Source organism: Pseudomonas sp. E1BtOHC1, from assembly GCF_058744285.1.
This window is the reverse complement of record NZ_CP196023.1, coordinates 5,850,625-5,863,284: the sequence shown is the minus strand read 5'-3', so window position 1 is coordinate 5,863,284 and position 12,660 is coordinate 5,850,625. Positions and strand designations below refer to the sequence as shown.

Here is a 12,660-nt window from a genome sequence, read left to right as displayed (position 1 = left end):
AATGGAAAATTCTGAATAAAAGTTCTAGATTTATTCTCCTGACCATTAATATAGTTATATACCGTCGCTGATACCCGTGGCGTCTACCTGCTTTGAGGGATTCATATGAAGCTTCAACAATTGCGCTACATCTGGGAAGTGGCGCACCACGACCTCAACGTCTCCGCTACCGCCCAAAGCCTTTACACCTCACAACCGGGTATCAGCAAGCAGATCCGTCTGCTCGAAGACGAGCTTGGGGTTGAGGTCTTCGCTCGCAGCGGCAAGCATCTGACCCGCGTGACCCCGGCCGGTGAGCGGATCATCACCACCGCCGGCGAGATCCTGCGCAAGGTCGAAAGCATCAAGCAGATCGCCCAGGAGTTCTCCAACGAGAAGAAGGGCACCCTGTCCATCGCTACCACCCACACCCAGGCACGTTACGCCCTGCCGCCAGTGATCAGCAGCTTCATCAAGCAATACCCCGATGTGGCGCTGCACATGCACCAGGGCTCGCCGATGCAGATCGCTGAAATGGCCGCTGACGGCACCGTGGATTTTGCCATCGCCACCGAGGCTCTGGAGCTGTTCGGTGATCTGGTGATGATGCCGTGCTATCGCTGGAACCGTTGCGTGGTCGTGCCTCAGGGCCACCCACTGACCAAGCTGCCGAAGCTGACCCTGGAAACACTGGCCGAATACCCCATCGTTACCTACGTGTTTGGTTTCACCGGCCGCTCCAAGCTCGATGAAGCCTTCAGCCATCGTGGCCTGACGCCAAAAGTGGTGTTCACCGCCGCTGACGCCGACGTGATCAAGACCTATGTGCGCCTGGGGCTGGGGGTGGGTATCGTCGCCAAGATGGCGGTCGATACCAAGCTCGACAATGACCTGGTGGTACTGGACGCCAGCGAGCTGTTCGAGTCGAGCATCACCAAGATCGGTTTCCGTCGCGGTACATTCCTGCGCGGCTTCATGTGCGACTTCATCGAGAAGTTCGCCCCGCACCTGACGCGCGAAGTCATGGCCAAGGCGATTCAATGCCATAACAAGCAGGAACTGGAAGAACTGTTCGACGGCGTCGAACTGCCGGTTCACTGATTTCAGCTAGCGGACCTCGGTGACAGTGAACTGTTGCCGAGCGCCCGCCACCACGATCTCCACCTCGTCGCCCTCGAACTTGCCCATCAGGCTCTTGCCCAGCGGTGACCGCGGGGTGATGACGGTCACCAGCTGACCCACCACATAGACTTTCAGGCCAGCCCCATCGGGGCCGAGAAACAGCCATTGTTCGTGGCCGTTTTCATCCTCTAGTCCCAGCAACGCACCGACCTGAATCCCGGCCTGTGGGTCGTAGGATCGCAGAGTCAGGTTCTGCCAGAGATTCAATGCCTGACGGATTTCCTCGACCCGCCGAGCCTGGCCGGCCGCCAGGTAGGAGGCTTCCAGTCCCAGGGTGTCGTACTTGTTCTCGGCGATATTCTCTTCGTGAGTGGCGGTTTCGTAGGCGGTTTGCGCAGCGCGCACCGCGACCTCCAGATCCTCTCGGAGCTGTTGCAGAATCAATTGGCAGACAGACTGTTTATTCATGATCAATTACAGAACTGCAGGACGTTGGCCCGGCTCTTTTCGCTGGGGGCAGTCTGGTCCTGTTGCAACCAGAACTGGCATTTGGGATTGGACAGGTTGCGCGGGTTGCTACGAGCGTTATCCAGGGATTGCAACTCTTCGTTCTTGCGCAGGTTTTCCTGATACTGCTCGAACAGCCGATTGGGCGGCTCCGGCGCAACCACCGGCGGCTTCGCCAATTGCTGCACGGCTTGCGCTACAGGGGCCAGTTGCTGGCTGAAGAGAAAGTGCGAGGCCAGCCAGCAGGTCAGGGCAATCGCCAGAAAACCCAGCCACAGGCCCAGGGCAATGCTGCCGCTGAGCGCCAGGGCATTGAAGCTGATGCGCAAGGAGCGACGAGCGGGCGGGCGATAGGACATGGTTGCCTCCTGGCGGGCGATAGTGGGCGAGGGCTGATTGTCGCATGAAGATTAATCGAGGTTGGCTCTTCTGCGCAGGGGCATTTATGCGGACAATCGGCGCCTTTGCCAATCGGGGACTGGAATGAAAGCCTCCTGGGATATTTTTTGCAGCGTGGTCGACAACTACGGCGACATCGGCGTGACCTGGCGCCTGGCCCGACAGTTGGTGGCCGAGCATCAATGCACGGTGCGTTTGTGGGTCGATGATCTGCGGGCCTTTGAAAAGATCTGTCCAGAGATCGACTCCCAGCGACACAGCCAAATTCAGGATGGGGTCGAGGTACGACACTGGCCGGCCCAGTGGCAACCTGAAGCTGCAGCCGATGTGGTGATCGCCGCGTTTGCCTGTCAGTTGCCCCATGCCTATATGGAGGCGATGGCCGAGCGCCAGCGTGCGCCCTTGTGGCTGAACCTGGATTACCTGAGCGCCGAGGACTGGGTCAGTGGCTGCCACGGCTTGCCGTCAGTGAAGTTTCGTGGCGTACAGAAGTACTTCTTCTTTCCCGGGTTCCAGGCCGGCACGGGTGGTTTGCTGCGCGAAGCCGGATTGCTGGAGCGGCGTCGGGCTTTCCAGCGGGATCGTCAGGCCAAGCTGGATTTTCTCCAGGGGCTGGGGGTGACCCCTGCAACTGATTGTCGCTTGATATCGCTGTTCGCCTATGAAAATGCCGGGCTTGGCAGCTGGCTCGACGCCTTGGCACTCGATACGCAACAGACCCATTTGCTGGTGCCCGAAGGGCGCATCCTGGGAGATGTACAGCGCTGGCTGGGAGACGTGTCGTTGAGTGTGGGCAGCCTGCAGATCCGGCAGTCCCTGACGGTCCAGGTCCTGCCTTTTGTTCGCCAGGAAGATTACGACCGTCTGCTGTGGTGCTGCGATTTCAACGCGGTGCGTGGAGAGGACTCCTTTGTTCGGGCGCAATGGGCCGGGCGGCCGATGCTTTGGCATATCTACCGTCAGGACGAAGACATCCACCTGGACAAGCTCGAGGCCTTTCTCGCCTTGTACACTCGGACGCTTTCACCTGACGCCCAGGCGGCGGTGCGGGCCCTGTGGCAAGCCTGGAATACCGAGGCGGCGATGGCCCAAGCCTGGAAAAACCTGCTGCAACACTGGCCCGAAGTCGCCGCGCACGCCGAACAATGGTGTCTGGAACAAGGCTTGCAAGCCGATCTTGCTGCGGCGCTGGTGCAGTTTTACCTAAATTGGATATGATACGCGGCCTAGATTTTTGTAAATCCCATCCAAATTCGGATATTCGCAATGAAAACTGGTAAAGAACTCAAACCCGGTACCGTGATCCGTATCGACAACGATCCTTGGCTGGTTCAGAAAGCTGAATTCACCAAGTCCGGTCGTAACAGCGCGATCATGAAGACCAAACTGAAGAACCTGCTGACCGGTTACAAGACCGAAACCGTTTACGGTGCGGACGACAAACTGGACGACGTGATCCTGGATCGCAAAGAAGCGACCCTGTCGTTCATCAGCGGTGACACCTACACGTTCATGGACACCACTGACTACACCATGTACGAGCTGAACGCCGAAGACATCGAAGCGGTTCTGCCGTTCATCGAAGAAGGCATGACCGACGTTTGCGAAGCTGTGTTCTTCGAAGACCGTCTGGTTTCCGTTGACCTGCCGACCACCATCGTGCGCCAGGTTGACTACACCGAAGGTTCCGCTCGCGGCGACACTTCGGGCAAGGTGATGAAGCCTGCCAAACTGAAAAACGGTACCGAGCTGAGCGTTGCGGACTTCATTGAAATCGGCGACATGATCGAGATCGATACCCGCGAAGGCGGTTCCTACAAGGGCCGCGCCAAGGTTTAATCCTGGCCCGACCTTGTACATGAAAAAGCCCGACCTTGAGTCGGGCTTTTTTATGCCTGGCGTTTACCGTTTCAGACGTTCACGTGCAGGCGTACATCAACATTGCCACGGGTGGCGTTGGAGTAGGGGCAGACCTGATGTGCGGCATCCACCAGGCTTTGCGCCTCTTCCTGAGCCAGGCCCGGAAGGCTGACATGCAGATCGATATCCAAGCCAAAGCCACCTGGGATCTGACCGATGCCAACATGGGCGGTGATCGAGGCGTTGTCCGGGATCTTGCGCTTGCTCTGGCTGGCAACGAACTTCAGAGCGCCGATAAAACAGGCCGAATAGCCGGCGGCGAACAACTGTTCCGGGTTGGTCGCCTGCCCACCGGCCCCGCCGAGTTCCTTGGGGGTGGCCAGTTTGACGTCGAGGATGTTGTCGCTGGAAACAGCGCGGCCATCACGGCCACCGGTGGCGGTTGCAACTGCGGTGTAGAGAGTCTGCATGGTGAAAGCCTCGTGCTGGGTTATTTTTGCGCTAATTGTTTGCGCGCCAAGTAAGTGCGAAATAAATGTATCGCTCAAGTATTTAGTGCGCAAGATAAATTTTACGCAGCCCTTTGCCTAAGGCCCTGGCTCCGGCTCAACTCATTGATTTTAAAAAAAATATATTTTTGCTAAAAACCAGCCGCAACTGTAGGAGCTGGCTTGCCAGCGAAGCCTCAAAGACTGTTCTGCAGATGCCCCCTCAGCACCTGCAAATCTTCCTGCAGCTGCCGCAACTGCTCCACCGTCCGACCGCTGGCGCCGAGGATGCACTGGGGAATTTCCCGAGCCTGACCCTGCAGTGCACGACCCCGCTCGGTCAGCTCGACAATCACCACTCGCTCATCTTCCCGGCTGCGGGTGCGGCTCAGCAGGCCCTCGGCTTCCAGGCGCTTGAGTAAGGGCGTCAGCGAGCCGGGGTCGGTCAGCAGGCGCTGGCTGATTTCGCCGACGGTCAGCCCATCGCGCTCCCAGAGCACCAGCATTGCCAGGTACTGCGGGTAGGTCAGCCCCAGTTGCTGCAGCAATGGTTTGTAGACCTTGGTCAGCAGCAGCGATGTGGAGTGCAGGGCGAAACACACTTGGTTGTCCAACAGCAACTGTTCGCAGGTATCCGGGGTAGAGCGATCGGTGGTCATGTCGGGGGCCTTGGTCGTTAATGGTCCTGAATCTAGCGGGCGAGTCTTTAATGCGCCAGATAATTTTCGTCGATGTCAGCCCATTGCACTCTGCAGTGCCAGGTCCCATGGCGGAACCGGACTGAAGCGACTTTTCAGGTACTCCAACAGCAGGCGGCTACGGGCATTGGGATGCTGCTCCATGCGTAAGGCATAGATGCCGGCGGTTTCCGGCTTGGGCAGACCGTTATCACAGAACAACGGCACCAGCTCTCCGCGCAACAGGTATTCACTCACCAGCCAGGTGGGCAAGTGAGCAATACCCAGCCCAGCCAAGGCTCCCGAAAGCAGGGCTTCGGCATTGTTGGCGCTGAGGCGGATGCGTTGCGGGCGATGACTTTGCACCTGTCCGTCCCACTCAAAGCGCCAGGCGAACAACGGTGCCAGGCCATCCCAGTCGAGGCCGTCGTGCTGGTTGAGTTCAGCGGGGTGAGTCGGGGTGCCACGGCTCTTCAGGTAGGACGGACTGGCGCAGGCAATGCGTACGATGCTGGCCAGGGAGGTGGCCACCATCCGGGTATCCACCCGTTGCCCGGCCCGCAGTACCAGGTCCACTTTGCCCAGGTGCGAGCCCTGCATGTCGACGAAGCTGTCGATCAGGTGCAGTTGTACATCCAGGCCGGGATAGCGCACCAGGAAGTCGGCGATCGCCGGTGCCAGATGACGGCGGCCGAAGGCGGCCGGGGCATCGATGCGGATCAGGCCTTCCGGCGCATGGCTCAGAGACACCGCCTCGGCCCGGGCCAGTTGCAGTTCAGCGACGATGCGCCGGGCCCGTTCGGCGAAGGCCAGGCCGGCGGCGGTGGCAACCACCGCATGGGTGGTGCGCATGAACAGTGTGGTGCCCACGGCACTTTCCAGGCTGTCGATACGCCGGGCCACGGCGGAGGGGGTCAGTGGATGACGGCGAGCCGCGGCGGAAAAGCTGCCGGCTTCCAGCACATCGAGAAACAGCCCCAGTTGGTCGGTTAGGGTATTGGGATTCATGGTCAGAGCGCTTATGCGGAAACGGCACAGCCATTGTGCGTTGCTGTGCGTTTCCGTGCCAGGGCCGACTGCGTAGCATGCAGATCTCAGGTGAGGAGAGCGGCTTTGATCGAGTTAGTGATGTATCTGCTGTTGGGCGCGGCTCTGGGCACTGTGGGCGGTTTGTTCGGTATCGGTGGCGGCTTGATCGCGATTCCCGTGCTGGGGGTGTTGTTCGGCCTGGATCAGCAGATTGCCCAGGGCACGGCACTGGTGATGGTGGTGCCCAATGTGATGCTGGCGCTGTGGCGTTACCACCAGCGCAACCGGATTGAATTGCGCCATGCCTTGCCCCTGGCAGTGATGGGCTTTTGTTTCGCCTGGCTCGGTTCGATCTGGGCGGTGGGCATCGATGCCCAGAAGATGCGTATTGGCTTTGTCGCCTTTCTCCTGGTGCTGTCGGCCTACAACCTGTTGCGGATGTTCATGGCCGACACACCGGCCGGTGCCCGGATGCGCTACTCCTGGCCGTGGCTGGGCGTTCTCGGTGCAGCGTCCGGCGCCATGGGCGGGTTGTTCGGGGTCGGTGGCGCGGTTGTGGCCACACCGATACTGACCAGCGTCTTTGGCACCACCCAGGTGGTGGCACAAGGGCTGTCCCTGGCTCTGGCGTTGCCGAGCACCGGCGTGACCCTGGTGACCTACGGCTTCCATCATCAAGTGGACTGGATGATCGGTCTGCCATTGGCAGCAGGCGGCCTGTTGAGCATCAGCTGGGGAGTGAAGGTGGCTCATGCTTTGCCCGAGCGTCTGCTGCGGGCGCTGTTCTGCGGTTTCCTGGTGGTGTGCGCGGTGATGCTGGCCTTTAAAGTTTGAAGCCTTCGACAATGTGCTCCGCCAGGCACTCGGTGATGGGGGAGGGAGTATTGAGGTTGCGCAGCAGCATGATGCTCGCCTCGGGCAATTGGGGCAGCCCCTCGGCCTCACCGAGAATGCGCATGTCCGGGGTGATCAGGCTTTCCAGTTGTGCGGTGATCGCCAGCCCTGCACTGACCACGGCCATCAGCGCCGCCAGGCTCGAGCTGTTGTAGGCAATCCGGTAGTCGAGTCCGGCGGCGTCCAGGGCGTTGCAGGCCCAGAGTCTGCAAAAACAGTCGCTGTTGAACATCGCCAGGGGCAATGGCGATTGCTCGTGGGGATTGAAGCACTGGGCAACGGCCCAGACAAAACGCTCCTTGCGCAATAGCTGGCCGATCTCGCTGCCCGGCTCGCGGGTGACGATGGACAGGTCCAGATCCTGGCGTTGCAGCAACTGTTTGCTCGATTCGCAATGCACCTCGATCTGGATCAGCGGGTAGCTTTGGGCAAAGCGCGACAGGATTCCCGGCAGAAAACGCATCACATAATCATCCGGAGTGCCGATGCGAACCAGGCCCACCATGTGCGGTTCGCGCAGGGTATTGAACACTTCGCTGTGCAGTTTCAGGATGCGCCGGGCATAGCCCAGCAGCACCTGACCCTCGGCGGTGAGCTTGACCTGGCGCCCGTCACGTTGGAACAGCTGGCGTTGCAGCACATCCTCTTCCAGACGTTTCATCTGCATGCTCACCGCGGATTGAGTGCGATTGACCCGTTCACCGGCCCGGGTAAAACCGCCCTCATCGGCGATGGCGACAAAGGTGCGCAGAACTTCGGTGTCGATGCTGGGGAACTGGGACATTCCATCAAATCCTGAGATGAATGGCATAAGAAACATTCGTTGGATTGATCTTAATCCCGAGCAGACACTGACGTCATCCCCACTGGAGGGCAAGATGATGAAAGGTCAAAAGGGTTATTTGCTGGTCCACAAACTGTCATTTCAGGCGCTTTCGCCCAGTGCGTTATGGCACAAGGCCGTACGCTGGTACGAGATCGGGCACGAGCGCCGGATGCTGGCGAGGCTGAGCGATGAAGCGTTGAAGGATATGGGGCTGACTCGGGCCGATGTCGAGCACGAGAGGGTCCGTCCGTTCTGGGACGACCCCATGCATAAATAATCGCAAGAGCGCTACACAAGCCGGTTCCCGGTGCGCTAGCGTGCGGGCAGACAAGGAGAACTCCCATGCCCGCACAATGCTCTTTCTCTCTCAAGCAGGCTCGACGTCTGGCACTGGCGGCCCAAGGGTTCGGCGGGCGCCAGACGTCGGCAACGATCAAGGCCGCACGCCTCAATCAGCAGATAGAACGCCTGGGTCTGCTGCAGATCGATTCGGTCAACGCGTTGGTGCGGGCGCATTACTTGCCGTTGTTTTCCCGCCTTGGCAGTTATCCACAGCAGTTGCTCGACCAGGCCGCCTGGAGTCAGGGCCGGCAACGCACGTTGTTTGAATACTGGGGGCATGAGGCGTCGTTGCTGCCCATGTCCATGTACCCGCTGATGCGCTGGCGGATGCAGAGGGCAAAGCAGGGGCAGGGCATCTACTCCCAGTTGACGCGCTTTGGCCAGGAGCGCCAGGCCACTGTCCGTCGGGTAATGGCCGCGGTTGAGGCGCAAGGAGCGTTGGGCGCGGGAAGTCTGTCCACCCGTGAGGAACGTGCCGGGCCCTGGTGGGATTGGAGCGATGAAAAGCATGCGCTGGAATGGCTGTTCGCGGCCGGTGAAGTGACGGTGGCGGGGCGCCGCGGTTTCGAGCGCCTGTACGATTTGCCGGAGCGAGTGATCGCACCGCAGATCCTTCGGCAACCGCTGCTGGATGAGGCTCAGGCCCAGCGCCGCCTGGTGCTGCATGGCGCAACCGCCTTGGGCGTGGCCACGGAAAAGGACCTTCGGGATTATTTTCGTCTCGATCCAGGCGACAGCCGTGCACGACTGGCCGAACTGGTGGAGTCCGGTGAGTTGCTGGTCTGCGAGGTTCAGGGCTGGCGTCAGCCGGCCTATTGCTTGCCGCAGGTCAAGGTGCCGCGCAAGGTCGAGGCCAGTGCGCTGTTGTCACCGTTCGATTCACTGATCTGGGAGCGCAGCCGCACTGAGCGGCTGTTCGATTTCCGCTATCGGCTGGAGATCTACACGCCCCGGCACAAGCGGGTCTATGGCTATTACGTGTTGCCGTTCCTGCATCACGAGCGGATTGCCGCTCGGGTCGATCTGCGAGCGGAGCGGGCCCTGGGGCGTCTGGCGGTGCATGGGGTGCATGAAGAGGAGCCCGGTCTGGATGAAGAGGGAATCCGGGCATTGGCCGCGCAATTGCGAAAGATGGCCGACTGGCTGGGGTTGGAACAGATTCAGCTCAATTGCCAGCGTGAGGGTGCGCGCCGACTGCGTGAGGTGCTGGCGTGAAGAGCTTCGCGGGCGAGCCCGCTCCTACACAGCCCTTGTAGGAGCGGGCTCGCCTGCGAAAGCGCTCTTAGCGTTTGACCTGCTTCAAGGTCTCGGCAATCAGGAAGGCCAATTCCAGGGACTGGTCGGCATTCATCCGTGGATCGCAATGGGTGTGGTAGCGATCCGACAAGCCATCCTCGGTAATCGGCCGTGCGCCGCCGATGCACTCGGTGACGTTCTGCCCGGTCATCTCGATATGAATGCCGCCGGCATAGCTGCCTTCCGCCTGATGCACCTGGAAGAATTCCTTGACCTCGGTCAGGATCTGCGCGAAATCCCGGGTCTTGTAGCCACTGCTGGCCTTGATGGTGTTGCCGTGCATCGGGTCAGAGCTCCAGAGCACTTGCTTGCCTTCGCTCTCTACCGCGCGGATCAGTTGCGGCAGGTGGTCGCCGACTTTGTTGGCGCCCATGCGCACGATCAGGTTGAGACGGCCTGGATCGTTGCTCGGGTTGAGAATGTCGATCAGGCGGATCAGTTCCTCGGTGTTCATGCTCGGGCCGACCTTGACCCCGATCGGGTTATTCACACCCCGCAGGAACTCGACGTGGGCACCGTCCAACTGGCGGGTACGGTCGCCGATCCACAGCATGTGCGCCGAGCAGTCGTAGTAGTCGTTGGTCAGGCTGTCACGGCGGACAAAGGCCTCTTCGTAATTGAGCAGCAGCGCTTCGTGGGCGGTGAAGAAGCTGGTCTCGCGCAGTTGCGGCGAGCTGTCCATGCCGCAGGCACGCATGAAGGCCAGGGTTTCATCGATGCGGTTCGCCAGCTGGCTGTACTTCTCGGCCAGGGCCGAGTTGGCGATGAAGTCCAGGTTCCACTTGTGCACTTGATGCAGGTCGGCAAAGCCGCCTTGGGCGAAGGCCCGCAACAGGTTCAGGGTGGCCGTGGCCTGGTGGTAGGACTGCAGCAGGCGGTCCGGGTCTGGCACCCGGCTTTTTGCATCGAAGCCGATGCCGTTGACGATGTCGCCGCGATAGGCCGGCAAGGTCACGCCATTGATGGTTTCGTCGTTGGCCGAGCGTGGCTTGGCGAACTGGCCGGCCATGCGTCCGACCTTGACCACAGGGCAGCCGGCGGCAAAGGTCATGACAATGGCCATCTGCAGCAGCACCTTGAAGGTGTCGCGGATCTTCGCGGCGGAGAATTCGGCAAAGCTTTCGGCGCAGTCGCCGCCCTGGAGCAGGAAGGCGCGGCCCTGGGTCACTTCGGCAAACTGGCGGCGCAACTCCCGGGCTTCACCGGCAAACACCAGCGGTGGATAACTGGCCAGGGTTTGCTCGACCTGCAGCAGATGCGCAGCGTCGGGGTACTGGGGTTGTTGCTGGATCGGCAAGGCGCGCCAGCTGTCGGGGCTCCAGGGTTGGCTCATCGCGGACTCGAGTGCTTTACGGTGGGAGGGGCATGTTAGCAGCAAATTAGTGCGTGACCTGCTCCTCTCGCTTGGCCGACAATCGCGCCTTTCCCGCTCGCTGCCGAGCGGTTGGTTTATCGCGCCGGCCCGATTGCGAGCCCCGCGACTAGGAGATGAAATGACTGAGGAGCGCGTCGAGCGTGTGCTCGCCGAGGTTCATGACCAGTTCGGCATGATTCGGGTATTGGAAGTGGCGGACTACCGCTTCCTCGAATTTGGCGACGCCATCGAGCAAAGCTGCGTGTTCACCGCCGATCCCAGCTGGCTGGAGTACGACTACACCCGGGCCATGCTGATCGGTGCCCTGTGCCATGAGGCACCGGAGAGCGCACTGTTTCTCGGCCTGGGCGCCGGCACCCTGACTCAGGCCTGCCTGAAGTTCCTGCCTCTGGAAGACGTCGAAGCCATTGAACTGCGCCCGGATGTTCCACGCCTGGCCATCGAGTACCTGGGCCTGGACGATGATCCGCGTCTTTATATAAGAGTCGGTGACGCCCTGGAGTTGCTGGACAGTGCCGAATCCGCCGACCTGATCTTCGTCGACCTGTACACCGATGTCGGCCCGGGCGTCGGCCATCTGGCCTGGGGCTTTCTGGAAAACTGCCAGAAGCGCCTCAATCCCGGAGGCTGGCTGGTGATCAACCAGTGGGCCACCGATGACGGCAAGCCCCTGGGGGCAGCCTTGTTGCGTGGCCTTTATCACCGCCACTACTGGGAGCTGCCGGTGAAGGAGGGCAATGTGATCCTGATCGTGCCCTCCGACCTGGAGCAGGACCTGGACCTGCCGAGCCTGACCGCTCGGGCCGAAGCCCTGGCCCCGCGCCTGGGCTATTCCCTGCAGTCGCTGATCAAGGCCATTCGCCCCGCCACATGAGCTTGTTGCAGGAGCCGGCTCGCCGGCGAAGACAATCTGCCGGCCGGCCTGTTCAACACCCCTTGAACCCCCCCGGCCGCTTCTCGATCATCGCCCGCACGCCTTCCTTGGCGTCCTCGCTGTTCATCAGTTTGTGTATCAGCGGCGGCAAGCCCTGAGCGGCCACCGTCTCGCCTTCAAGCCTGGCCTGACGCGCTGACATCAGCGTTGCCTGCACCCCCAGCGGCGCCTGCCGGGCAATCCGTTCGGCCAGTTCAATGGCCCGGGGCAGCAGGTCCTCACTGGCCATCACCTCCTGGACCAGCCCCAGGCGCAGGGCTTCATGGGCGTCGAACTCGTCACCGGTCAGCAACCAGCGCATGGCATTGCCCCAGCCGGCCAGTTGATGCAGGCGCAGGGTCGCGCCGCCGAAGGGAAAGATGCCGCGCTGCACTTCCATCTGGGCAAAGCGCGTATTGCTGGCACACAGATTGATATCCGCCGCCAGCATCAGTTCGATTCCGATGGTCAGGCAGTAACCCTGTACAGCGACTATCACAGGCTTGCTTACCCGCGGTCCGGCGAACACCCCCCAAGGGTCGCAGCCGCCGGGAGGTGCCTGCCAGCCCTGTGCCAGGGTGGCGCCGACATTGGCCAGGTCCAGCCCCGCGGTAAAGTGTTCGCCGTGGCCGAATACCACGGCGATGCGGGCTTCGCTGCTGGCTTCGAACTCACCATAGGCCAGGCTCAACTGGTTGAGCAGTTCAAGGTCGAAGGCATTGCGCTTGGCGACCCGGTCCAGGCCGATTAGAAACAGGTGACCGCGTTGTTCGCGGCTGACACGGCTGGCACTGGGCTGATTCATGGGCGCGATCCTCATGGGGGAAGCAGGGAATGTGCAGGAAGGCTTTCAAGCACAAAGGTGAATCGTTTTAGCGTTACGACCAACAGCTGCGGGCCTGAGCAAAATAGCGCGCCGTCCGAGTCTGCGCAAAGCCCGTGACCATCGGGCG

Annotated in this window: 15 protein-coding genes; 7 read left to right on the top strand and 8 right to left on the bottom strand. The window is 60.9% G+C overall.

The window, feature by feature from the left end:
* Positions 1-105 precede the first annotated feature (105 nt).
* Entirely contained in the window at positions 106-1,080 is a 975-nt protein-coding gene (gene cysB, locus ACSSVC_RS26305) for an HTH-type transcriptional regulator CysB (protein ID WP_102860894.1), read from the top strand.
* A gap of 6 nt (positions 1,081-1,086) precedes the next feature.
* Here the strand turns inward: cysB and ACSSVC_RS26300 are convergent, their stop codons facing one another.
* The gene (locus tag ACSSVC_RS26300) at positions 1,087-1,569 is read right to left on the bottom strand and encodes a GreA/GreB family elongation factor (protein WP_404937442.1); all 483 of its coding nucleotides are present in this window, start codon (positions 1,567-1,569) and stop codon (positions 1,087-1,089) included.
* 2 nt (positions 1,570-1,571) lie between these two features.
* Positions 1,572-1,967, bottom strand: a complete 396-nt coding sequence (locus tag ACSSVC_RS26295; protein ID WP_102860896.1) for a hypothetical protein — start codon at positions 1,965-1,967, stop codon at positions 1,572-1,574.
* A 124-nt stretch (positions 1,968-2,091) separates the two neighbouring features.
* Here ACSSVC_RS26295 and earP point away from each other — a divergent pair, with 124 nt between their 5' ends.
* Positions 2,092-3,225, top strand: a complete 1,134-nt coding sequence (gene earP, locus ACSSVC_RS26290) for an elongation factor P maturation arginine rhamnosyltransferase EarP (protein WP_404937441.1) — start codon at positions 2,092-2,094, stop codon at positions 3,223-3,225.
* A 48-nt stretch (positions 3,226-3,273) separates the two neighbouring features.
* The gene (locus tag ACSSVC_RS26285) at positions 3,274-3,846 is read left to right on the top strand and encodes an elongation factor P (protein ID WP_007931398.1); all 573 of its coding nucleotides are present in this window, start codon (positions 3,274-3,276) and stop codon (positions 3,844-3,846) included.
* Between the two features lie 71 nt (positions 3,847-3,917).
* Here the strand turns inward: ACSSVC_RS26285 and ACSSVC_RS26280 are convergent, their stop codons facing one another.
* The 3 genes from ACSSVC_RS26280 to ACSSVC_RS26270 form a co-directional block, all read right to left on the bottom strand.
* Positions 3,918-4,337 (bottom strand): organic hydroperoxide resistance protein, encoded by a 420-nt coding sequence (locus tag ACSSVC_RS26280; protein WP_102880441.1) that lies wholly within the window; start codon positions 4,335-4,337, stop codon positions 3,918-3,920.
* Positions 4,338-4,552: 215 nt separating this feature from the next.
* Positions 4,553-5,014 (bottom strand): MarR family winged helix-turn-helix transcriptional regulator, encoded by a 462-nt coding sequence (locus ACSSVC_RS26275; protein ID WP_346632167.1) that lies wholly within the window; start codon positions 5,012-5,014, stop codon positions 4,553-4,555.
* 75 nt (positions 5,015-5,089) lie between these two features.
* Entirely contained in the window at positions 5,090-6,040 is a 951-nt protein-coding gene (locus ACSSVC_RS26270; RefSeq protein WP_346632166.1) for a LysR family transcriptional regulator, read from the bottom strand.
* A gap of 105 nt (positions 6,041-6,145) precedes the next feature.
* On the opposite strand from ACSSVC_RS26270, the gene ACSSVC_RS26265 reads away from it, so the two are divergent.
* A complete protein-coding gene (locus ACSSVC_RS26265) occupies positions 6,146-6,895 on the top strand; it encodes a sulfite exporter TauE/SafE family protein (protein WP_346632165.1) in 750 nt (249 codons plus the stop codon).
* Here the strand turns inward: ACSSVC_RS26265 and ACSSVC_RS26260 are convergent.
* The gene (locus ACSSVC_RS26260) at positions 6,885-7,739 is read right to left on the bottom strand and encodes a LysR substrate-binding domain-containing protein (RefSeq protein WP_346632164.1); all 855 of its coding nucleotides are present in this window, start codon (positions 7,737-7,739) and stop codon (positions 6,885-6,887) included. The two genes, ACSSVC_RS26265 and ACSSVC_RS26260, sit on opposite strands and share 11 nt — an antisense overlap.
* Positions 7,740-7,836: 97 nt before the next feature.
* On the opposite strand from ACSSVC_RS26260, the gene ACSSVC_RS26255 reads away from it, so the two are divergent.
* Positions 7,837-8,058, top strand: coding sequence for a DUF1127 domain-containing protein (locus tag ACSSVC_RS26255; protein WP_346632557.1), 222 nt, complete (start codon positions 7,837-7,839; stop codon positions 8,056-8,058).
* 65 nt (positions 8,059-8,123) lie between these two features.
* Positions 8,124-9,338, top strand: a complete 1,215-nt coding sequence (locus ACSSVC_RS26250) for a winged helix-turn-helix domain-containing protein (RefSeq protein ID WP_446439270.1) — start codon at positions 8,124-8,126, stop codon at positions 9,336-9,338.
* 67 nt (positions 9,339-9,405) lie between these two features.
* Here ACSSVC_RS26250 and ACSSVC_RS26245 read toward each other — a convergent pair whose 3' ends face one another.
* Positions 9,406-10,752 carry a class II 3-deoxy-7-phosphoheptulonate synthase gene (locus tag ACSSVC_RS26245; protein ID WP_492611675.1) on the bottom strand — a complete coding sequence of 449 codons (1,347 nt, stop codon included), beginning with the start codon at positions 10,750-10,752 and terminating at the stop codon, positions 9,406-9,408.
* A 160-nt stretch (positions 10,753-10,912) separates the two neighbouring features.
* On the opposite strand from ACSSVC_RS26245, the gene ACSSVC_RS26240 reads away from it, so the two are divergent.
* The gene (locus ACSSVC_RS26240; protein ID WP_102860905.1) at positions 10,913-11,668 is read left to right on the top strand and encodes a spermidine synthase; all 756 of its coding nucleotides are present in this window, start codon (positions 10,913-10,915) and stop codon (positions 11,666-11,668) included.
* 52 nt (positions 11,669-11,720) lie between these two features.
* Here ACSSVC_RS26240 and ACSSVC_RS26235 read toward each other — a convergent pair whose 3' ends face one another.
* Positions 11,721-12,512: a crotonase/enoyl-CoA hydratase family protein gene (locus ACSSVC_RS26235; RefSeq protein ID WP_492611674.1), complete on the bottom strand. Its 792-nt coding sequence runs from the start codon at positions 12,510-12,512 to the stop codon at positions 11,721-11,723.
* Positions 12,513-12,660 lie beyond the last annotated feature (148 nt).